General features: G+C 74.1%; 8 protein-coding genes. All 8 read right to left on the bottom strand.

Annotation, left to right across the window (positions count from 1 at the left end; translation table 11 throughout):
* Positions 1-40 precede the first annotated feature (40 nt).
* From H4W81_RS23445 to H4W81_RS23410, 8 genes are read right to left on the bottom strand one after another with little or no spacing between them, the layout of a single operon-like run.
* Positions 41-1,999: a non-ribosomal peptide synthetase gene (locus tag H4W81_RS23445; RefSeq protein WP_192776796.1), complete on the bottom strand. Its 1,959-nt coding sequence runs from the start codon at positions 1,997-1,999 to the stop codon at positions 41-43.
* Positions 1,992-7,331 (bottom strand): non-ribosomal peptide synthetase/MFS transporter, encoded by a 5,340-nt coding sequence (locus H4W81_RS23440; protein ID WP_192776795.1) that lies wholly within the window; start codon positions 7,329-7,331, stop codon positions 1,992-1,994. Before H4W81_RS23440 ends, H4W81_RS23445 begins: the two co-directional genes overlap by 8 nt.
* A complete protein-coding gene (locus H4W81_RS23435; protein ID WP_192776794.1) occupies positions 7,328-7,513 on the bottom strand; it encodes an MbtH family protein in 186 nt (61 codons plus the stop codon). The genes H4W81_RS23440 and H4W81_RS23435 overlap by 4 nt, the downstream gene beginning before the upstream one ends.
* A 4-nt stretch (positions 7,514-7,517) precedes the next feature.
* Complete coding sequence (locus H4W81_RS23430; protein WP_318781908.1) at positions 7,518-12,779, bottom strand: type I polyketide synthase; 5,262 nt, start codon at positions 12,777-12,779, stop codon at positions 7,518-7,520.
* Positions 12,776-16,264, bottom strand: a complete 3,489-nt coding sequence (locus tag H4W81_RS23425) for a non-ribosomal peptide synthetase (protein ID WP_192776793.1) — start codon at positions 16,262-16,264, stop codon at positions 12,776-12,778. The genes H4W81_RS23430 and H4W81_RS23425 overlap by 4 nt, the downstream gene beginning before the upstream one ends.
* A complete protein-coding gene (locus H4W81_RS23420) occupies positions 16,261-19,311 on the bottom strand; it encodes a lantibiotic dehydratase (protein ID WP_192776792.1) in 3,051 nt (1,016 codons plus the stop codon). The genes H4W81_RS23425 and H4W81_RS23420 overlap by 4 nt, the downstream gene beginning before the upstream one ends.
* A complete protein-coding gene (locus H4W81_RS23415; protein WP_192776791.1) occupies positions 19,308-21,035 on the bottom strand; it encodes a beta-ketoacyl synthase N-terminal-like domain-containing protein in 1,728 nt (575 codons plus the stop codon). Before H4W81_RS23415 ends, H4W81_RS23420 begins: the two co-directional genes overlap by 4 nt.
* Positions 21,035-22,411 carry a DUF6002 family protein gene (locus H4W81_RS23410; RefSeq protein ID WP_225958750.1) on the bottom strand — a complete coding sequence of 459 codons (1,377 nt, stop codon included), beginning with the start codon at positions 22,409-22,411 and terminating at the stop codon, positions 21,035-21,037. Before H4W81_RS23410 ends, H4W81_RS23415 begins: the two co-directional genes overlap by 1 nt.
* Positions 22,412-22,415 lie beyond the last annotated feature (4 nt).

The following is a 22,415-nucleotide window of genomic DNA, read 5'->3' as shown; positions in this document are numbered from 1 at the left end:
TCTCACACACGTGTAGGCCCGTCCGGGACCGAGGATGAAGCTACTCGGCCGGCGTGCGTCTGGTGCGGGCCTGCCGGCGGCGGGCGGCGCGCTGTTCGGCGGCGGACGGCGGCCGCTCCCCGCTGGTCAGGTGCTCCGCGAGCCTCGCGACGGTCGGATAGGCGTACAGCGTGCTGAGCGGCAGGCGCGTGCCCAAGGACAGCTCCAGACGCTGCTGCACCTGGGCCATCAGGAGGGAGTGGCCGCCGACGTCGAAGAAGTTCTGCTCCCTGTCCACCTCGGGCACCCCCAGCACGGCGCACCAGGCCTCGGCGATGACCAGCGCCAGGTCGTGGCGCTCCTCGGGAAGCGGGCTCACGGGGGTGGCGGCCGCGTCGGGGCCGGCCGGTTCGGGGAGCGCGGCGGTGTCCACCTTGCCGGTCGGGGTCAGCGGAAAGGCGTCCATCCTGACGATCAGGGCGGGCAGCATGAACTCGGGCAGCACGTCGGCCAGCGCCTTGCGCAGTGTGGCGGGTTCGGCCATCTCCCCGATCACGTAGGCGACGATCCGCTTGTCTCCCGGCGCGCCGGCCACGGTGGAGCGGGTCTCCCTGGCCACGACGGCGGCCCTGGTGACCTCGGGCAGCGCGGAGAGCGCCGCCTCGATCTCGCCCGGCTCGACCCGGTGGCCGCGGATCTTCACCTGGCGGTCGGCGCGCCCGAGGTAGCGGATGCGGCCGTCGGGCAGGCGGCGGCCGAGGTCGCCGGTGCGGTAGTGGCGGGTACCGTCGGGATCCACGCCGAAGCGGGAATCGTCGCTCTCCTCGGCGCGCCAGTAGGACGCGAGATGGGCACTGCGCACGACGATCTCCCCTTCGGCCGAATCCGAGGGCCTGACCGAAGAGTCCGGGAGCCCCACGGAAGAGCCCGAGGGCTCCACCGAAGAGGGGGCGTCGGATGCGGTGGCGTGGGGGCGTAGTTCCACCTCTGTCCCGTCCAGGGGCAGGCCGATGGGGACCACGCCTGCCCCCACCCCCCTCCCAGCGAGGATGTCCTCGACGGTCAGGTGGTTCTGGACGGCGAACGAGATCTCGGTCGCGCCGTACCCGTTGACGAACACGGACGTGGCCGGGAAGTGCCTGACGAACCGGTCCAGGTCATGCCGGACCACCTCCTCCCCGCCGAGCACGACCGCCCTGACGCTCTCCAGCCGGGCCTCACGTGGCAGGGAGTCCAGCAGGTAGCGGTAGACCGTGGGCGTGGAGTGGTAGATCGTCACCGCCCGGCTGACGAGCACCTCGCCCAGCCATGCCAGGCCGTGTTCGCGCAGGTCGACGGGGACCGAGGCGGCGCCGTTGAGCAGCGCGGAGAAGCCGTCAGTCATCGCCATGTCGAAGCTGAACGACGACAGCACGCTCACCCGGTCGGACGGCCCGATGCGCAGGTTCGCGGTGTGCGTGCGAACCTGGAACAGCGCGTTGCGGTGGGTCTGCACCACGCCCTTCGGCCGCCCGGTGGACCCCGAGGTGAACAGGATGTAGGCCGGGGCGTCGGGGTCGGAAGGACCCGTTGTCTCGGCAGGTCCTGGCGGCAGCGCGGTGACGTCGACCACCGGTACGCCGGGAGCCAGCCGCTCCGCCATGGCGGCGTGTCCGGGCGTGGCCAGGACCGCGTCGGGCGCGGCGAGCTCGGCCATCCGCGCCAGCCGTGCCAGGGGGTAGCGGGGATCGAGGGGGACGTAGAGCGCGCCCGCCGCCAGCGCGCCGAGAATGGCCGCCAGCGTGCCCGGCCCGTGGTCCAGCAGGACGGCCACCCGCGCCCGGCCGCGCACGGCGCCCGCGATGGCCCGGACCCGCTCCGCCAGCTCGGCGTAGGTGAGGCTCTCGCCGTCCCCGATGACCGCGAGGCGGCCGGGATGCGCGGCCGCCACCTCCCAGAAGCGCTCGTGGATCGTCCGTGCCGACCACGGGCGGTGGTCGGGGTCGCCGCGGTGCGCCGCGGCGAACTGGCCTTCAGTCATCTCGTGCTCCGCTGGCCGCCAGCCGCTTCTCGCGCAGCTGGATGCCGATCAGGTCGTCGGGCAGGGCGTCGGGCAGGTCGGTGTCGAGCCTGGCGAGCGTCCTGGTGCGCAGCCCGACGGCGGCGGCGAGCGCCAGGCCGAGGCCGCACACGACGTAGGCGAAGGCCAGGCCGCGGCCTGGTCCCGTGCCGATGACCGCGCCCACGCTGCCGGCCAGCGCGCCGTGCTCGGTGAAGAGCGGTTCGAGAACGGTTCCCGCGAGCGGTGTCAGCACGCCGAAGCCCAGGGGGAAGGCCGCCCAGGAGATGGCCTGGTTGATGGAGATGACCCGGCCGTGGAAGCGCTGTGGCACCTTCACCTGGATGATCGTCATGTAGATGCCCTGGCTGAGCGCGAGCCCGAACCCCATGCCGAGCATCCCGAACGCGATGAGCAGCACGTTGGGCCGCAGCCCGGTGACGACGCAGCAGGCGGCCACGAGCAGGGTGAAGGTCATCAGCCTGACCATCCTGCGCTGCCGTGGCCCACCCCACATCGACATGAGCAGGCCGCCGAGCACCGCGCCGAGCCCCTCCGCGAAGGCGACCGTGCCCACGTCGGCCGTGGTGCCGAAGCCCAGCACCAGCGGCGAGACCAGGAAGAGCGGGGCGGCGAGCAGCAGGTTCAGCACCGAGAAGTAGATCAGCATGGCCCTGAAGCCCTTCGTGCCCCAGGAGTAGCGCAGGCCCTCGGCCATCTCGGTGAGCAGCGGCTCCCTGCGGCGGCGGCCCATCAGGGCGGGGAACCGCACGGCGAGCAGCACGCCGATCGACAGCGTGTAGCTGACGATGTCGATCATCAGGATGCCGCCGAGCCCGATCGCGGCCAGCAGCCCCGCCGCGATCAGCGGCATGACGAGCATCGCGGTGCCGTTCACCAGCTGGGCGGCGCCGTTGGCGTGTCCGAGGTAACGCTTGGGCGCCAGCTGGGGGATGGCCGCGGTGTAGGCGACGCGCTGGAAGACCGAGGCGATGCCGAGCAGTCCGACCAGCGCGAGGATCGGGCCGACCGCGGTGCTGCCCGTCCAGAGCAGGGCGGCCATCGCCGCCTCGCAGGCGACCGAGGCCACGCTGGACAGCAGGAGGAGGCGCCGCCGGTCGTGCCGGTCCGCCAGCGCGCCCGCCAGCGGCATGGCGATCAGACCCGGCGCGTAGGCGACCACGCCGAACAGCCCGAACCAGAGCAGCGACCCGGTCTGCAGGTAGATCCACACGGGGACCGCCCACTGGGTGAGCGCGGAGCCGAGCATGGAGACGAGCTGTCCGCCGGTGACGGCCAGGAAGCGGCCCATGCCCGGGGCCGCGCCCGGACTGGCGACGCCCGAATGGGCGACGCCCTCCAGCCACCAGCTCGCGTCCTGCCCGCGCGCCGGCCTGGTGAGGGAGCGTCCGTCGTCCTTGGCGATCTCCACGTGCGTCTGGCTGAGAATGCGGGCCAGCTCGCCCGCGCGGTGCTTGACGAAGAAGTGCCCTGCCTCCTCCAGCACGACCAGCGCGGTGGTGCCGGTGAGGAACGACCACTCCCTGAAGCGCTCCTGGTGGTAGTCGGTGAGCGGGTCGCGCTCGCCGACCACCGAGATGATCGGCGCCCGCAGCGGCGTCGCGCCCTCCTCCAGCAGCCGGGTGAAGTAGGCGCCCGCGTTGCGGGTGTCGTGGCGCATGTTGGCCACGATCCGGTCGGCCTGGGCCGGGTCGAACTCGTCCATGTCGACGCCCATCGACTTCAGCCAGTTGGCGTGCGCCCGGTTGCTCGACTTGCTGTCCAGCCAGGTCAGGAACCTGCTGAGCCGTCCGGGCGGCTGCGCGGAGGGGAAGACACCGCCGGTGTAGACGGCCCGCACCTCCCTGCCGGCCGCCTCCAGGCGCCTGGCCAGCTCGATGACGAGCGCCCCGCCGACGCCGCAGTGCCCGTACAGGACGATCGGCCCTTCGACGTCGCGCAGCAGCTCGGCCACGCAGCGCGAGGCCAGCTCGTCGAACGGCAGCGCCTCCTCGTCGAGACCCACGTCGTGGCCGGGAATGGCCACGGAGTAGAGCGAGTGCCCGTACGGCAGCGCCTCGGCCAGCGGCAGGTAGACGACCGCGCTGCCCCCGCCGTACGGCACGCACACGTAGGAGACCTTCCGCTCTCCCGGCGGCAGCGGCTTGGTCAGCTCGTGCAGCAGCCGGGCGGGCCGCTCCTCGTCGGATTCGGCGGACACCAGCGCGGCGAGCTGCCTGATCGTCGGCGACTGGAACAGGTCCATGACGCTGACCTGCCGCCCCGTCGTGGCAGTGATCTTCCGCAGCCTGGCCACGACCTGGGTGGCCAGCAGCGAGTGGCCGCCGAGCTCGAAGAAGTCGTCGTCCACCCCGAGGGTCTCGATGCCGAGCACCTCGGTCCAGATGGCGGCGATCTCCCGCTCGATCTCGGTGCGGGGCGCGACGAGCTCGGCGGACAGCAGCCGCTGGCCCTCGGGGGCGGGCAGCGACTTGCGGTCCAGCTTGCCGTTGGTGGTCTGCGGGAAGCGCTCCATGGTGACGAAGGCGGAGGGCACCATGTGGTCGGGCAGCCGCTTGCGCAGCGTGGCACGAAGGTCGGCCAGGTCGGGTTCCTTGGTGACGGCCAGGTAGCCGACCAGCCGCTTGTCGCCGGGCACGTCCTCACGCACCAGCACGACGGCGTCGCGCACGCCCGGCTGGTCGCGCAGCGCCGACTCGATCTCGCCGAGCTCGATGCGCAGGCCGCGCAGCTTGATCTGCCCGTCGGTCCTGCCGAGGAACTCCAGCGTGCCGTCGGGCCGCCAGCGGGCCAGGTCGCCGGTCCGGTACAGCCTGGCACCGGGCGCGCCGTACGGGTCGGGCACGAACTGGCGGGCGGTCAGCGAGGGCCTGCGGTGGTAGCCGCGGGCGACCTGCACGCCGCCGACGCAGAGCTCGCCCGGCACCCCGGCGGGCTGCGGACGCAGGTCCGCGTCCAGGACGTAGAGGGTGGTGTTCTGGATGCCGCCGCCCAGCGGGGCGATGGTCTCGCCCTCCAGGCGCTCGGCGGTCACGGGCCACCAGGTCACGTCCATGGTGGTCTCGGTGGGCCCGTAGATGTTGACCAGCCTGCAGTCCGGCAGCGTCCGGGCGAACCTGGCGCCCACGTGCGCGGGCAGCGCCTCGCCGCCGCTGGTCACCACGCGGAGCGAGGTGCAGCTGGAGACGTCCTCCTCCAGGAAGACGGCGAGCATCGAAGGGACGAAGTTGGTGACCGTGACGCGTTCGCCGTTGATCAGATCCCGGAGGTAGGCGGCGTCCTTGTGGCCGCCCGGCCTGGCCAGCACCATGCGGGCGCCGGTCTGGAGCGGCCAGATGAACTCGCGCATCGACACGTCGGCGCTCATCACGGTCTTCTGCAGCATGGTGTCGCCGGGGCCGAGCCCGTGGCGGCGCTGCATGTCGTCGATGTGGTTGACCGCGCTGCGGTGCGGGGTCGGCACGCCCTTCGGCCGGCCCGTCGAGCCGGACGTGTAGATCATGTAGGCGATGTTGTCGGGCGTGACGCCGCTGACCGGGTCGTCGGAGGGCTCGCCCGACCACAGTGTCTCGTCGTCGAGCAGGAGCACCTCGGTCTCCGGCAGCAGCTCCGTCAGGTGCCGCTGGGCCAGCAGCACGGGCGCCTGCGCGTCCTCGACCAGGAACGCCAGCCGGTCCACCGGGTACTCGGGGTCGAGCGGCACGTAGGCGCCACCCGACTTCATCACCCCGAGGATCGCGGCGACGAGCTCGAAGGAGCGCTCGGCGCAGACCCCGACCAGCGTCTCGGGGCCGACGCCGCGCCGGCGCAGTCCGTGCGCGATGCGGTTGGCCATGGCGTTGAGCTCGGCATAGCTGATCGTGCGGCCCTCGAAGGTCAGCGCGGGCGCGTCAGGGGTCCGCGCCACCTGCTCCTCGATCAGCCCGTGCAGCGTGGCCTGGTCGGGGTACGGCCTGGCCGTGTCGTTGAGCCCCTTCACCAGCCACTCGCGCTCACCCTCGCGCAGCAGCTCGAGCTCCGAGATCCGGCGGTCGGGCCGGGCGACGGCGTCGGCGAGGAGCGCGACGTAGCGCTCGGCGAGGTTCTCGGCGGTCGCGTGGTCGAACAGGTCGGTGCTGTACTCCAGGCGGCACTCGCCCGAGGTGAGGTCGAACGACAGGTCGCGCCGCGAGGTGCCGTTGCCGAACGCCGCCCCCGACTGGGGCAGGTAGTTGAGGCTGACCTGGAACAGCGGGTGCACGCCGGGGTCGCGGCGCGGCGCGACCGCCTCGACGACCTTGTGGAAGGGGACCTCCTGGTGCTCCCACGCCTCCAGCACCACGTCCCGCTCGCGCAGCACCAGCTCGTCGAAGGTCGGGTCGCCGGACAGGTCGCTGCGCAGCACGACGTTGTTGACGAACATGCCGATCAGGTGCGCCAGCTCGGGCCGGTCGCGGCCGGCCACGAGCGCGCCGACCACGATGTCCTGCTGGCCGCTCAGCCGGTGCATCAGCGCGGTCAGCGCCGCGAGCAGCACCATGAGCGTGCTGCCGCGGTGCCGCCTGGCCAGGGCGTCGACGGCCGCCAGCACGTCCGCGCCGAGGCGGAAGGTCACCTCGCCGCCGCGGAAGCTCGGCACGGTCGGGCGCGGCCGGTCCGTGGGCAGGGCGTGCACGGGCGGCAGGTCGGTCAGCCGTTTCAGCCAGTGGGCCAGCTCGGACTCCAGCGCCTCGCCCGAGAGCGTGTCGCGCTGCCACGCGGCGAAGTCGGCGTACTGGATGGGCAGCTCGGGCAGGTCGGCGGGCCGGTCCTCGACGGCGGCCGCGCACAGCTCGCGCAGCTCGGCGGCCAGGACCAGCTGGGAGCTGGCGTCGACGACCGTGTGGTGGGCGACCAGCGCCAGCCACCACTCCTCCGGCGCCAGCCGTACCATCGTGGCCCGCCAGAGGGGAGCCTGGTCGAGCGGCAGGTCGAGCCTGCCGTACGCGGCGAGCAGCTCGCGGAGGCGCTCCTGCCGCTCCTCCTCGGGCAGCTCCGAGAGGTCGAGCAGCTCGGGCTCGACGGGCACCTCGTCGTGGACGACCTGCATCAGGTCGCCGTCGACGGTGGTGAAGTGGCTGCGGAGCGTCTCGTGCCGCCGCACGACCTCGGCGAAGGCCGCGGTCAGCGTGGCGGCGTCGAGCGGCAGGTGCAGCGGAACGCGGTCGACGACGTTGTAGACCGGCAGGTCACCCGCGAGCTGGGCGGCGAGCCAGACGCGTTCCTGCGCGAAGGAGGCCGAGGCGACCCATTCGCCGGTGTCGAGCTCGGTCATTCCGCCGCCCTGAGGCTGCGCGGGCGCATGTCGGTCCACACCTCGTCGACGTGGGCCAGGCAGGCCTCCCGCTCGCCCCTGAACCCGGTCGCGTGCCAGCCGGCGGGCAGGGGGCTGCCCGCCGCCCAGATCGAGTACTGGTCCTCGTCGTTGACGACGACCAGCCAGTCCTGTTCGGACATCTGCCTACCTCCTGGACAGTCGCGGAATGGCGGCGGGGGCCGGCTCGGGGGCCAGTCCGGGGCCACCGGTGAGCTGCTCGACCCGTGCGGCCATCTGCTCCACGGTGGGCGCCTCGAACAGCGTGCGCATCGGCAGCTTCACCCCGAGCGTCGCCCGCACCTGGGCGATGAGCTGGACGGCGACCAGCGAGTTGCCGCCCAGGTCGAAGAAGTCGTCGTCGGCGCCGACGTTGGCCACGCCGAGGACCTCGCCCCAGATCCGGGCGAGCGTGAGCGCGAGCGCGCCCTCGGGCGCGTGGTAGGGGGTGTCGCGCTCGACGGGCTCGGCGGCGGCCACCTCGACCGGCCGCCGCTCCCGCTCGGCCACCTCGGCCAGCGCCGTCGCGCTGATCACCACCTGCGGCCCGAGACCGGCGGCGAGCACCCGGTGGAAGGCCTCCACACCCTCGGCGGGGCCGATGCCCGAGCCGGTGGGCGCCGCGGCGCCGCCGTTCAGCGCCAGCGCGCCGGGGTCCACGCGACGCAGCGTGAACTCCTCGATCTCGGCCAGCACGGTGCCGGACTCGTCCAGCAGGGTGAGGTCCACCGCCACGATCTCCTCGCCGGAACTGCGGTGGCGCAGGTGGCTGAGGAATCGGGCCGGCAGCGGCGCCCTGACGACCAGGCGGCCGTAGCTCAGCGGCAGGTAGGCGCCGTTACCCCTGGCGGTGCTGAACGAGGTGGCCACGTCGAGCAGGGCGGGGTGCAGCACCCACTGTCCCTCCTCGCCCGGGTGGGTGGCCGTCACCAGCGCCAGCTCCTCGCCGTCGCCGCGCCACGTCTGCTCGGGCTCGCGCCAGTGCGGACCGAAGGTCAGCGCGCTGACCCTGCCCTCACCGGCCCCGCCCTCATCAGCCGGTACGGCAGGCCGCATGCGGTCGCGCAGCAGCGCGGGATCGACCTTCGCCGCCGTCTCGGGCCGCACCCACGCGGCGCTTCCCGCGGTGCGCGTCCTGCCGTCGGCGGCCACTTCGAAGCGCCCGTCGCCCCCGATCGAGACGACCACCTCCGAGCGGGAGCCTTCGCGCACCGCCAGCGGCTCGGTGAACACCACGTCGCTCAGCTCGACCGCGTAGCCCTCTCCCGGCGCGGGGACGCAGGCGGCGAAGGCCGCCCTCGCGCACTCCAGTTGGGCGGTGGCGGGCAGGACAGGGGTCTGGCCGATCCGGTGCTCGTCGAGCACCCAGTGGGTCTCGGCCGAGATCAGCCCCTTGGCCAGGTGGCCGCTCCTGGTGCGCAGCACCGGATGCTCCAGTGGCTCGGCGGCGGCCTCGCCGCGCGCCTCCGCGGCCATGCCGACCTCGCGCCACGCGCCCCAGTTGAGCGAGAGCACCCGCGGTCCGCGCGCCGACCTGGCGTAGGCGTCGAGGAAGGCGTTGGCGGCGCAGTAGTCGACCTGGCCGAACCCACCGGTCAGCGAGGTGACCGAGGAGCACAGCGCGACGAAGTCGAGGTCCTGGCCGTCGAAGGCCTGCCAGAGCGCGAGCGTCCCCGCGAGCTTGGGCGCGAGGACGGCCCGCGCCTGGTCCAGCTCCTTGACCTCGGCCATGCCGCCGCCGGGCAGCCCCGCCGCATGCACGATGCCGTCGAGCCCGCCGTACGCGGCGACCACCTCGGCCATGACGGCGCGCAGCCGTACGGGGTCGGTGACGTCGGCGGCCGTGATCGTGACCTGCCCGCCCGCCGCCTCGATGCGGCGGATCGCCGCGACCGCCCTGGCGGTACGGCCGTCGCCGGGCCTGTCCCACTCTTCGCGCGGCGGCAGGCCGGTCCTGCCCAGCAGCACGAGGCGGGCCCTGAAGCGGGTGCCGAACTCCTCGGCGAGCGTGATGCCGATGCCGCCCATCCCACCGGTGATCAGGTAGCGGCCGCCCTCCCGCAGCCCGGTGACGGGCCCCGCGGGCACGGCGACCGGCTCCACGCGGCGCTGCCAGCGGCGGCCCGCGCGCAGCGCGACGACCTCCTCCCGCGCGGGACGGCGCAGCTCGGCGAGCACGTCGGCGTCAGGTGTGGCGCGGTCGAGATCGAGATGGCCCACGGTAAGCCCGGCGATCTCCAGGGGCGCCACCCTGGTGATGCCCGCGACGGTCGCGTGCTCCGGCCTGGTCAGGTCGCCGCCGAGCACGTCCTCGGTGCCCTCGGTCAGCACGTCGATCCGCACGCCCTCGGCGACCTGGGCCGCCGCCAGCGCCTGGACCAGCAGCAGCAGGCTGAACAGGCCGTGTTCCTGCGCGCGCTCGGCGGCCTCGACGTCGGTGCCCGCGGGTTCGCCCTCCAGCGCCCACGCGTGCAGCACCCGCGGCAGCGGCCCCGGCTCGCTCCCCTCAGGCGCGCTCAGGGCCGCCACCAGGGCGTCGTAGTCGTCCCGCGCGCCGGGGCGCAGCGTGTAGCCGCCCTCGGCCGGAGCGAACCTCTCGCCCGGACGGACCTCGACCACCTCGGCGCCCGCCGCGCGCAGTGCCGCGCAGAGGCGGGCGCCGCGCGGGCCGGCCACGAACGCCACGCACCTCTCGACGCTCTCTCCGGCCGGCGTGGCAGGCACCTGGTGCCAGACCGGCACCTCGAACCAGTCGTCGATCGTCCGCGCGGGTGCCACGGCCGCGGCCATCGGCGCGCCCGCTCCAGGCTCGACGAAGTGCCGCTTGCGCTCGTACGGGTAGCCGGGCAGCGACACCCGCCTGCCCGCACCGCCGAGCTCGACGGGCACGCCGGCGACCCACAGCCTGGCGGCGGAGCCGTACAGGGTGGGCAGGTCCCCGGTCTGCTCCGACGGGCCCGGCAGGCTGGCCATCGGAGCGAGGGCGCCCTCGGCGATCGCGCCGCGCAGCTGCATCCGCGCCAGGCTCGACAGCTGCTTGCCGGGACCGCACTCCAGCAGCGCCCACGACCCTTCGGCGAGCAGGGTCGCCACGCAGTCGCCGAAGAGCACGGGCTCGCGCAGGTGCCTCGCCCAGTAGGCGGGGTCGACGGCCTGCTCGGCGGTGATCCACTGCCCGGTCACGTTCGACAGGAACGCCGCCTCCGGCGCGCGCCGCGGCACGGCGGCGACCAGGGCGGTGAACTCCTCCAGAATCGGCTCCATCATCACCGAGTGGAAGGCGTGCGAGGTGCGCAGGGGCGTGGAGCGCACCTTGTCGGCGCGCAACCGCTCGGCGAACGCCTCGACCGCCTCGGCGGGACCGGCCACCACGCAGGTGCCGGGGCCGTTGACCGTGGCGATGGACAGGCCTTCGGGCAGCACGGACGCGACGAACCCGGCGTCCCGCTGGACGGCCAGCATCGAGCCGGGCGGCATCGACTGCATCAGCCTGCCGCGCGCCGCCACCAGCCGCAGCGCGTCGGGCAGCGAGAAGACGCCTGCCAGGGTGGCGGCGACGTACTCACCGATGGAGTGGCCGATCATGGCCGAGGGGCGTACGCCCCACTCCTGCCAGAGCGTGGCGAGCGCGTACTCGACGGTGAACAGCGCGGGCTGGGCGAGGCGGGTCTGGCGCAGCGGCTCGTCGTCGGTGCCGAAGATCAGCGGCCTGATGTCCTCGCCCAGCTCGGGCAGGAGCAGTTCGGCGCAGCGGTCGACCGCCGCGGCGAAGACCGGCTCGGCGGCGTACAGCGCCGCGCCCATCCCGGCGTACTGCGCGCCCTGCCCCGAGAAGAGGAACGCCACGGAGGGCGCGGCGTCGGCGGCCGTGCCGGTGTGGCATCGCTTGCGATCGTTCAGCGCGTGCGCGTCGTCGGCCAGGACGGCCAGGCGGTGGGGGTAGGCCCTCCTGCCCGACCGCAGCGTGAACGCCACGTCGGCGAGCGCCAGATCGGGCTCGCGCTCCAGGCGCTCGGCCAGCGCGGACCGCATCGTCTCCAGCGCCTCGGGGGTGCGGGCCGACAGCTGCAGCAGCTCCGGCCGCAGCGGGCGCGGCACCGGCGCGACCGGGGGCGCCTCCTGGAGCACCACGTGCGCGTTGGTGCCGCCGATGCCGAACGAGCTGACCGCGGCCCGCTTCGGCCCCTGCCCCTCCCACTTGGTCAGACTGGAGACGACGTAGAAGGGGCTGGAGTCGAAGTCGATGGCGGGGTTGGGCCGCTCGTAGTTGATGCTGGGCGGGATCAGCCCGTGCTCCATCGACAGCACGGTCTTGATCAGGCCGACCACTCCTGAGGCCTGGCTGAGGTGACCGAGGTTCGACTTCACCGAGCCGACGCCGCACCAGCCTGTCTCCTCCTGGTCGCGGCCGTAGACCGCGGTCAGGGCGGAGAGCTCGATCGGGTCGCCGAGCGCGGTGCCCGTGCCGTGGGCCTCGACGTAGCCGATCGTGCGCGGGTCCACCCCTGCCACGCCGAGCGCCTGGGCGATCACCTCGGCTTGGCCCTGCACGCTCGGCGCGGAGAAGCCGATCTTGCTCGTGCCGTCGTTGTTGATCGCGTTGCCCAGGATGACGGCCCTGATCTGGTCGCCGTCGGCGATCGCGTCGTCGAGCCGCTTCAGCGTCACGACGCCCACGCCACTGCCCCACATCGTGCCGTCGGCGCCCGCGTCGAAGGGCCGCACGTGGCCGCTGGGGGAGGTGTAGCCGTCCATGGCCGCGTAGCCCCGGTGATGCGGCAGCTCGACGCAGACGCCTCCGGCCAGCGCCATGTCGCACTCGCCGCCGCGCAGTGCCTCGCAGGCCAGGTGGACGGCGACGAGGGAGGTCGAACAGGCCGTGGCGACCGTGAGGCTGGGCCCGCGCAGGTTCAGGCGGTAGGAGACGGTGGTGGCGACGTAGTCGGGGTTGTTGCCCACCGACAGGCCGAGATCGCCCGCGCCGTTGGCGATCCTGGGATTGGTCCGCAGGTTCAGCCACTGGTACTGGCTGGGGCCCGCGCCGCCGTACACGCCGATCTCGCCGTCGTAGCGTTCGGGGTCGTAGCCCGCGTCCACCAGGGCCGCGTGCGACTGCTCCAGGAAGAGGCGCTGCTGGGGGTCGGCCAGCTCGGCTTCGCGGGCGGTCATGCCGAAGAAGGCCGCGTCGAAGTCCTCCATGCCTTGCAGCACGTGCATGGCCGGCACGAAGGAGGGGTTGGCGAGCTCGGCCTCCGTCACGCCCTGGGCGAGCTGCTCCTCGCGGGTGAAGACGGTCACCGACTCGACGCCGTCGACCAGGTTGCGCCAGAACTGGGACAGGTCACCGGCCCCCGGCACCCTGGCGCTCATGCCGATGATCGCGATGGGCTCCGCGCCGAACTCTGTCACTGTCGCCCTCTCTTCCTGCGTTGGTCTGTTCGCTGACGGCGGGCCTCGGCCCGCTGGTCGGCCCGGTTGAGAATCGGCCGGCCCGTGTCGCCGTCGAGATGCCCGGCGAGCGCGCGCACGGTCGTGTGCTGGAACAGGTCCACCACCGAGAGCCGCCGCCCGGTCAGCTCGGCGAGCCTGTCCTGCACGACGACGAGGGTCAGAGAGGTGCCGCCCACGTCGAAGAAGTTGTCGGTCGCGCCCACGGCGGCCCGTCCGAGCACCTCGCGCCAGACGCCTGCCACCAGGTGCTCGGTCGCGGTGACGGGACTCACGGCGCCGCCGCCGCCCGTGGCCCTGGGCGGCGCGGGAGCCTGGCTCACCCCCGCCGCCAGGGCGGACAGGCCGGGCACCGGGTGCTCGGCGACCGGCCGCTCCGGGGCCTTCGCCGCCGCCTCCAGCAGCGTCATGTAGGCCGCGAGCAGCGCCTCGATCCGCTCGGCCGCGAACAGGTCAGGGTTGTAGACGCAGTCGACGGCGTAGCCGCCGTCGCGGTCGACCACGTAGACGGTGAGATCGAACGGCGAGCCCGCCAGGCCGGGCTCGACCCGCTCGGCGGCGACGCCGGGCAGGTCCAGGTGCGGCTCGGGGAAGTTGTAGACGTTGAACAGCACCTGCACCAGCGGCGCCCTGCTCGGATCACGCGGCAGGGCGAGCGCCTCCACCATGCGCTCCAGCGTCGCCCCCGGACGGGCCAGCACCGCCAGGAACTCCTCCGCGCAGTCGCGCACCCTGGCGGCGAAGCTCTGCTCCCGCCCCATCCGCAGGCGCAGCGGCACCACCTCGACGAAGAAGCCGACCAGGTCGTGGAAGGCGTCGTGCCGCCGGTCGGCGGTCGGGGTGCCGATCACGAGGTCGTCGCGGCCCGTCACGCGCCGCAGGACCTCCCCGAAGGCGGCGAGCAGCACGGTCGGCGCGGTCGTGCCGAGCGTGGCGGCCAGCGCGCGGACCGCCGCCGAGGCCGCGGCGGGCAGCGTCCTGCTCGCCTGGGCGCCCGTGTACGTCTGCACAGGGGGCCTCGGCCGGTCGGCGGGCAGCTCGAGCGTCGCGGGCACGCCGCTCAGATGCGCCTTCCACCAGGCGAGATCGGCCGTCCCCCGCCGGGCGTCCCTGGCGGCCCGCCACACGGCGTAGTCGGCGAAGCCCGCGGGTGTCTCACCGAGCGCGGGGTCGCGATAGGCGCGGGCCAGGTCGTCGAGGAAGGGGCGCTGGGACCAGCCGTCGAAGACGGCGTGGTGGAAGGTCAGCGCGAGCACGTGCTCCTGCGGCGCCAGCCGTACCAGCCTGGCCTGCCACAGCGGGCCCTCGGCCAGGTCGAACCGGTGGGACGCCTCGGCCTCCAGCACCTGTCGCAGCCGCTCCTCCCGCCCGTCGTCGTGGCTGAGGTCCTCGACCGGCAGCGGCACCGCGCCCGGCGGATCCACCTCCACGTACGGCACGCCGCGCGCGTCCGGTATCCGCCAGCGCAGCACCTCGTGCCTGGCGGCGACCGAGGCGAGCGCCCCGCGCAGCGCCTCGACGTCGAGCGGGCCGCGCAGCCGCTCGGCCAGCGCGATGTTGTAGGCCGCGCTGTCCGGCGCGAGCTTGTCCACGAACCACAGCCGGTGCTGGGCGGCCGAGAGCGTGGGCGGGCTGGCGTGGGGGAGCGGGTCGGCCCCCGGCGCCGAGCGCTCGATCGCGGCGACGAGCCCGGCCACCGTACGGCCCGCGAACACGTCCTCGGCGGCCACGGGCCGGTCGAGCTCCGACCTGATCGCCGACACCAGGCGCATCGCGCTGATGGAGTGGCCGCCCGAGGCGAAGAAGTCGTCGTCCATCCCGACCTTCTCCACGGGAACGCCGAGCACCCGCGCCCACACCGCCGCGACCTGGCGTTCGAGCGTGGTCTCCGGGGCCGGGCCCGCGCTCGCCGGCCCTTCGGGCAGGAGGGCGCGCAGCGCCTCGCCGTCGACCTTCCCCGAGGCGAGCAGCGGCAGGCTGGGGAGCAGGACCACGCGGGAGGGGACCATCACCGCAGGGAGCCGCTGGGCGCAGTGGGCGAGCAGGTCCTCCTCCGAGGAGCCTGCCGGAGCGCAGAAGGCCACCAGCCGCGTGCCGTCCCGGCCCTCGACGGCCTCGACGACGGCGTGCGCGACCTCGTGATGGGCCCGCAGCGCGGTCTCCACCTCGCCGATCTCGACGCGCTGACCCCTGATCTTGACCTGGCGGTCGGTCCTGCCCAGGAACATCAGTTCGCCGTCGTCCTGCCGGACGACCAGGTCGCCGGTGCGGTAGAGCCGCTCGCCGGGCTCTCCCCACGGATCGGGCACGAACCGCTCGGCCGTCAGCGCGGGCCTGCCCAGGTAGCCCCTGGCCAGCCCGAACCCGCCGATCAGCAGCTCACCGGGCACGCCGGGCCCGACGGGCCGCAGGTCGTCGCCGACGACGTACGCCCGGTGGCCGTCCAGCGTCCTCCCGATCGGCAGCGGCCGCTCCCAGCGGCCCGCCGCCTCGAACGCGGTCACGCAGACCGTCGCCTCGGTCGGCCCGTAGCAGTTGAGGAACCGGCGGCCGTCGGCCGACCAGCGCTCGACCTGCTCGGGTCCCGGCGCCTCGGCTCCCGTGATCACGGTCCGCCAGGCGGGCAGCCCCGCGGGGTCGAGCAGCGGCAGCAGCGCGACGGGCACGCAGCCCCAGGTGACCTCGTGCTCGGCCGCGAACCGCTGCAGCCTGACCGGGTCGGCCCGGTCCGCCTCGCCCGCCAGCTGGACGGAGCCGCCGGCCGCCAGCGGCACGAGAATGTCCAGGACGGAGACGTCGAAGCCCAGGGCGGCGAACCCGAACGACCTGGTGTCCTCGCCCGCGCCGGTGAACCGCCCGAAGGCGAGGGCGTAGGACAGCAGGCTGTGGTGGCTGACCATCACACCCTTGGGACGGCCGGTGGATCCCGAGGTGTAGAGGACGTAGGCCAGGTTCTCCGGCCGGGCGGGGCAGTCCCGCTCCGTGTCGTCCCGCTCCGTGTCGTCCCGCTCCGTGTCGTCCCGCTCCGTGTCCGCCGTGCCGGGCGCGTGCCCGGCGCGGGGCACCAGGACGGGGTCGGCGAACAGCGCGGCCGTCTCCTCGTCCGCCACCACGACGTCGATGCCGGCGTCACGGATGATCTCGGCCCTGCGCGCGGCGGGCCCCTCGGGGTCGAGCGGCACGTAGGCGCCGCCGGACAGCAGCACGCCGAGCACCCCGGTGACCATGGAGGGCCTGCGGCGCAGGCACACCCCCACGCGGTGCTCGGGCAGGACCCCGCGCGCCCGCAGCTCGGCGGCCAGCCCGCGCGCCGCGCCCGCGAGAGCCGCGAAGCTCAGGGTCTCCTCCCACTGCCGTACGGCCGGCGCCTCGGGACGGCGCCTGGCCTGCTCCAGGAGCAGGCCGGGCAGGCTGGTGGGCGCGGGGAGGGTGTGCGGCATGTTCATGAGGTCCCCCAGGCCGGTACCGGGTCGGTCGCGTGCAGGCGCAGCTCGGTGAAGTAGCGGCGGCCTTCGGCGTCGGCCAGCCACGCCTGCTCCGGAGCGGGCAGCATCTCGGTCACCACGAGCCGCGCGGACTCGTCGCCCGCGCGGCGCAGCATCGCGCACAGCAGCGAGGCGTAGAGCGGGCTGCTCAGGTCCACGTACGTCGGCTTGATCTCGGTGCTCAGCTTGACGAACACCCGCTCGGGAAGCCCCATCGCCCGACGCCAGGCGCGGACCGCCAGATAGCACTCGCGCTCGCCCTTGGCCGAGGCCAGGCCGGTCGCGCCGACGGTCGTCCGCCAGGTCTCCCTGGCGACCACCATGCGATCGATGGAGACGCGCGGCGTGTGGCCGTGGGTGGCCGCGCCCGTCAGCTTGAAGCCGTCGACCGCGTGCATCGACACCAGCGAGGCGAACATCTCCAGCAGCGGCCACCGCCGCCCGTCGGGGGCCTGCGCCACCAGCTCGTCCTCCTCCTCGAGGACCAGCACGGCGGTCGTCGGCAGCAGCCGGTCGGGGTCGGCGCCGGGCGCGGCGGTCCAGCCGAGCTGCCGGTCCGTCGGGCCGTCCAGGCTGTGCGACACCCTGCCGGTGTAGCGCGGCCAGTCGACCGGGTAGAGCGGCCGGATCCGGTGCGGCCCGAGGTCGGCGGCCATGGCGTCGCGCAGCGACTCGGGATCGGGGTGGGCGCGCGTGAACACCGCGCAGTCGAAGGTGGGCCAGGCGGCGTGCATCTCGCCGAGCACGACCAGGTAGTCGCCCCGCTCGATGGCCTCCACGCTCTCGGCGCAGATCTGCAGGTCGGGGCTGTGCAGGCGGCCGGAGGACCAGCCGGGCCGGTCGGCGGGGAACGTCTCGGCGACCGCCCGCGCCAGGTCGGCGGAGCCGAACCGCAGCTCGGCGGGCCCGTCCGCGGGCTGCTCGCCGTCCAGGCCGAACAGCGCGGCCCAGCGCTCGGCGAACTCGCGGGCCACCTCGTCCACCGGGCGCGGACCCGAGCCGAACAGCAGTCCCTGGGCCAGGAACCACACGTCGGCCAGCCGTACCTGAGCCCCTTCCGCGCGCAGCTCCTCGTACAGCTCCCGCAGCGCGGCCCCGTAGGCGCGCGCCAGCGCGGCGGTCAGCCAGCGGGCCGCGCGCAGCAGCAGGGCCAGCGGTTCGGCGAGCTCCTCGAGCAGCGGCCCGCCGAACCGCACCTCCGCGTCGCGGACGGTGTCCTCGTAGACCAGGCCGCGTCCCGCGTAGGTCTGTCCCGCTCTGCGCTGCGCGGGCAGCCCGGTGACCGCCGTGAACTCCTCGTCGAGCGCGTCCAGGGCGCCCTTCAGCGCGTCGGCGTCTCCCGCGGCCGCGGCGACCCTGTCCCTCGCGGCGCAGAGGCGGTCGAGGCCGGCGAACGCGTCGCCCAGGTCGAACGAGGGGTGCTCCGTCGCGATGCCGGTCAGCAGGGCGCGCAGCCGTGCCTCGGTGTCCGGCCCCTGGGGCAGGTCGTCGCCCCAGGACAGCAGCTCGCGCTCGTCCAGGCGGCCGAGCAGCAGGAGGGCGTCGGTCTCCGTGCGGACGCCCGCCTGGCCCGCCACCTCGGCGGCGACGGTGGCGGCGGTGCGGCGCCCGTCGCACAGGGCCAGCACGGCCGCCTCGGCGGCCGACAGTGCCAGGGGCGGGTGGGCGGGACGCAGCAGGTGCCGCCCCTCCAGGGTCAGGTGGGGTCGGAGCGCGACGGGCAGCAGCCGTCTGAACGCGGGATCCTGCCCGAGCTGGGCGGCGTAGGCGCGAACGGCCCAGTCCTCGAAGGAGACCTGCCGCCTGCCGACCAGGCGCGGGCCGACCGCGACGGTGGCGGCGGGCCCGTCCTGTTCGATCCGTGTCCAGGTGACGGGGCCGAAGAAGCCGATCGTCTCGTTCTTGGCACAGTAGCGCTGCCAGTACTTGGCCACCATCAGCTCGCGGGCGCGCCTGTCGCGGTTGCGCGACTGACCGGGGCCGCCGCGGAGGAGCGCGTCCAGCGTGATCAGCGCGTTGCGGTTCTGCCACGTGACGGCCTCGCGCAGCAGCGGATCGGCGGCCAGCGCGCTCGTGTGCGCCGCGCCGTCGGCCAGCGCCCGGCCGAAGAGCTTGTCGAACCGATCGGCGTCGGCGCGTCCGGCCAGCAGGTCGTCGGCGGCGGCGGCGCACTCGGGGGCGGAGAAGAGGCCGAGCCCATCGGCGGGGAAGCCGGTGCTGCGCAGGATGGCGTCGCGCCACACCGACCAGCCCGTGCTCCCGAGGGGAACCAGATGGTCGCTCGTGCCTGACACGAGGTCGGCGCGGACCGTGTCCAGGATGCGGTCCCTGCTGTCGTGCAGGAAGAAGTGGCCGCCCGGCTCGACGAGCAGGTCGAAGGCGGCCGCCGTGTGCGTCGCCCAGTGCCGCATGGCCTCGATGGGCACCGCGGCGTCCTCGCGCCCGGCGAACGCCGTGATCGGCACAGGGAGCGGCTCGTCCTCGTGGTAGCGGTAGGCGTCCAGCCAGCCGAAGTCCGCCCGCAACGCGGGCAGGACCAGCTCGAGCAGCTCGGGCTCGGACATCAGCTCCGACGGCATGCCGCCGAGCGCGGACAGCCGGGCGAGCAGCGTGTCGTCGTCCGCGGCCGACAGACCCGCCAGCGGGTCGGCCAGATCGGGCGGGCGGCAGCCGCCGAGGTAGAGCCTGGCCGGCAGCGGCGCGCCGCGCCTGCGCAGCTCGCGCACGAGCTCGAAGCCGAGCCGTCCGCCCATGGAGTGGCCGTAGATCGCGTACGGCCGGTCGGCGCGGTCGGCGACCGCGGTGGCCAGCTCGCCGAGGTCGAAGGCGGCGCTCTCCCAGATCCGGCTCTCCCTGCCGGGCAGCACCGCCGCGAGCACCTCGACGTCGGGGCCCGCCGCGGCCGACCAGCCGCGGAAGGCGGCGGCCCCCGCCCCCGCGTACGGCAGGCAGAACAGCCGCGCGCGAGCACCGGGCCGCTGATGGGGCGTGCTGAACCAGTTGGTCATGACCGGGCCTCGATCCAGTGACGCCGACGCTGGAAGGGATAGGCGGGCAGCGACACGCGGCGCGCGCCGGACGGCTGCGGCCAGTCGACGTCGGCTCCCGACAGCCATGAGGCCGCCAGGTTCCGCAGCTCGTCGTGCACTCCCTCGGCGGAGGTGAGGGGAAGGCCCTGCGCCCCAGGGCCGCCGTCCGCGCCGGCGCGCAGCAGCGCCGCCGCCTCCTTCGGCTCGCGGCAGACCACCGCCGCCCGGTGCGGGAAGGCCCGCCGCCCGGTCAGAGTGCGGGCCACGTCGTCCAGCCGCGGCGCGGGCCCGGCCCCCGGGTGGTCCGCAGGGCCGGCCTCCAGGTGGTCGGCCAGCCTGACCATCGCCTCACGCAGCGCCTCCGGCGTGCGCGCCGACACCGGCAGCACCTGCCATTCGCCGCGGGAGGGGTCGCGGGGGGCTTCGGCGGGCGCGCTCTCCACGATCACGTGTGCGTTGGTGCCGCCCAGGCCGAAGGAGCTGACCCCGGCCCGACGCCGCCCCTCGGGCAGCGGGTGGTTCCCGACCGGCACGAAGAACGGCGAGGCGGCGAAGTCGATCTCCGGGTTCGGTGTTTCGAAGTGCAGGTTCCTGGGGACAACCCCATGGCGTACGGCGAGCACCGCCTTGATCAGGCTCACCGCGCCCGCCGCCGCGTCCAGGTTGCCGAGATTGGTCTTGACCGAGCCGAGCGCGCACGAGCCGGGCGCGAGGCCCGGGCCGAACGCCTGCGTGAGAGCGGTCACCTCGATCGCGTCACCGACGAGGGTGCCGCTGCCGTGCGCCTCGACGTAGCCGATGTCCTCGGCGGATAAGCCCGCACCGGCCAGCGCCTCCGCCACGACCGTGGCCTGGCCTTCGAGCCCTGGGGCGGCGAAGCCGGCCCTGGCCGCGCCGTCGTTGCCGACCGCCCAGCCGCGAAGGACCGCCAGCACCTGGTCACCGTCCTGCCGCGCGTCCTCCAGCCGCTTCAGCGCGAGCACCGCGACCCCGCTGCCGAACGCCGCTCCCCGCCCCGCGGCGTCGAAGGCCCTGCAGCGCCCGTCGGGAGAGACGAGCCCGCCCGCGGTGTGCAGGAAGCGGGGCTCGGTGACGCTCACCCCGCCCGCCAGCGCCAGGTCGCACCGGTAGTCGACGAGGCTCTGCGCGGCCATGCAGACCGCGACCAGCGAGCTGGAGCAGGCGGTCTGCACGGCCACCGCGGGCCCGGTCAGGTCCAGCCGGTAGGCCACCTGGGCGGGCAGGTAGTCGGCGGCCGATCCCGGCAGGAGCAGCGACTCCCAGGCGTCGGTCGCCGAGGGGTCGCCGAACTGGCGGAAGAGGAAATAGCGGTTGATCGACGAGCCCGCGAACACCCCGACCACCCCGTCGTAGCCGGCGGGGTCGTGGCCGGAGTCCTCCAGCGCGACCCACGCCTGCTCCAGGAAGAGCCGCTGCTGCGGATCCATCTGCACGGCCTCGGCGGAGGGGACGCCGAAGAACTCGGCGTCGAAGTCGGCCACGCCCGCCAGCCGTCCGCCGGCGGGGACGTAGGCGGGGTCGCCGGTCAGCCGCTCGCCGATCCCGAGCTCTCGCAGCTCCTCAGGGGTGTAGTCGTGCACGGCGTCCAGGCCGTCCAGCAGGTTCCGCCAGAGGGTCGCCACGTCGGACGCGCCGGGGAACCGCCCGGCCAGCCCGACGACGGCGATCGCGTCGCCGTCCATCAGCCGAGTACCGCCCCTGCGACGTCCTCGACCGTGGCGACGCGGGTGATGGCGTCGGGCTCGAGCGGCCGGTAGTCGGCGGCGGAGTAGCAGCCCGACCCGTGGACCACGATGTCGCGGCCCTCCTCCACCAGACCCCTGTCGACCGCGTTCAGCACGCCTGTCATGGCCATCACCAGCGACCATTCCCGCAGCGTCCGCAGGTCGGCGGGCAGCGCGCAGCCGGTCCCCGCGAGCATCTCGCGCAGCATCGGGTAGCGGGCCACGCACTCGGCCAAGGACACCACGATGCCGTCGCCGCCGAAGCGAGCGATCAGCTCGTTCATCGCGGGGGACGTGGCGGGCCTGTGGGTGTAGAAGGTCGGGTCGAGCACCTCGTCGGGGTCGTAGGTGACCTGGGGGAAGCGCGGATCAGCCGACTGCGCGTACATCCCCTGTCCGTCGGCGGAGTAGACGGGCAGGTTGGCCCGGTCGAAGTCGCCGTGGCGCAGGTTGAGCACCATGTCGGGGGTGCCGAGGTGCTGCACGAGCAGGCTGGCGGGCCGGGTCGCGACGTCGGCGAGGCCGTCCTCCTCGAGCACCGCGCGCCCACGGTGGTAGCCGAGCAGGCCGAACGCACTGGAGACCGCGTGCGCGTGCAGGCGGGGGCGCTCGCCCGCCGGGTCCACCGCGTGCTCGAAGAACGCCCTGGCGGTGTCGGCGACCAGGTAGTTGCCGAGCTCGAGCGAGTACCACAGGTTCTCGCCCATGGCCGCGAAGTCGCCGGTGTACTTGTCGGCGAACCGCCTGCCGATCGCCTTGACCTCCTCGGCCTCCGGCCCGGTGTAGACCAGGACGGGGTTCAGCTCCCGCAGGGCGGGGTCGGTGGACAGGCGGCTGGAGCGGAGCTTGGCCAGGCACGACTCGGGAGCGAGCACGATCACGCGCAGCTGGTCGGGCTCGACCAGGCCGGCGTCGATCGCGCGCAGCACGGCGTCGCGCAGGGCGGTGCCCTTGTTCGCCGAGGTGGGCGAGAAGATCGTGATCGGCTCGCCGTGCCTGCGGATGTACTCCACCGCCCTGGCCACGATGAGCAGGGAGGCGAACGTCTTGGTGGTGCCGGTGCCCGGGTTGCCGGTCAGGTCGAGCAGGGACAGCCGGTGCCCGCCGTACGTCCCGAGGCCCTGCCAGCTCGCGGTGGCGACGGACAGGTAGTCCCGCACTCCGGCGTCCAGTTCGGGCAGCAGGAAGCCGGGGGAGAAAGCGGAGCCGCCCTTGGCGGGGGCCGGGTCGTCGACGCAGGCGGCGATCGCGCGCGGCATCCGGTCGTAGAAGTCGACCAGCAGATTCGCGGAGCCGGCGGGCGGCGTGGATTCAGGCAGGACGGAGTTCGGCATCGTT

The organism is Nonomuraea africana (assembly GCF_014873535.1).
Lineage (GTDB): Bacteria > Actinomycetota > Actinomycetes > Streptosporangiales > Streptosporangiaceae > Nonomuraea > Nonomuraea africana.
This window is presented reverse-complemented; position numbering and strand designations above follow the sequence as displayed.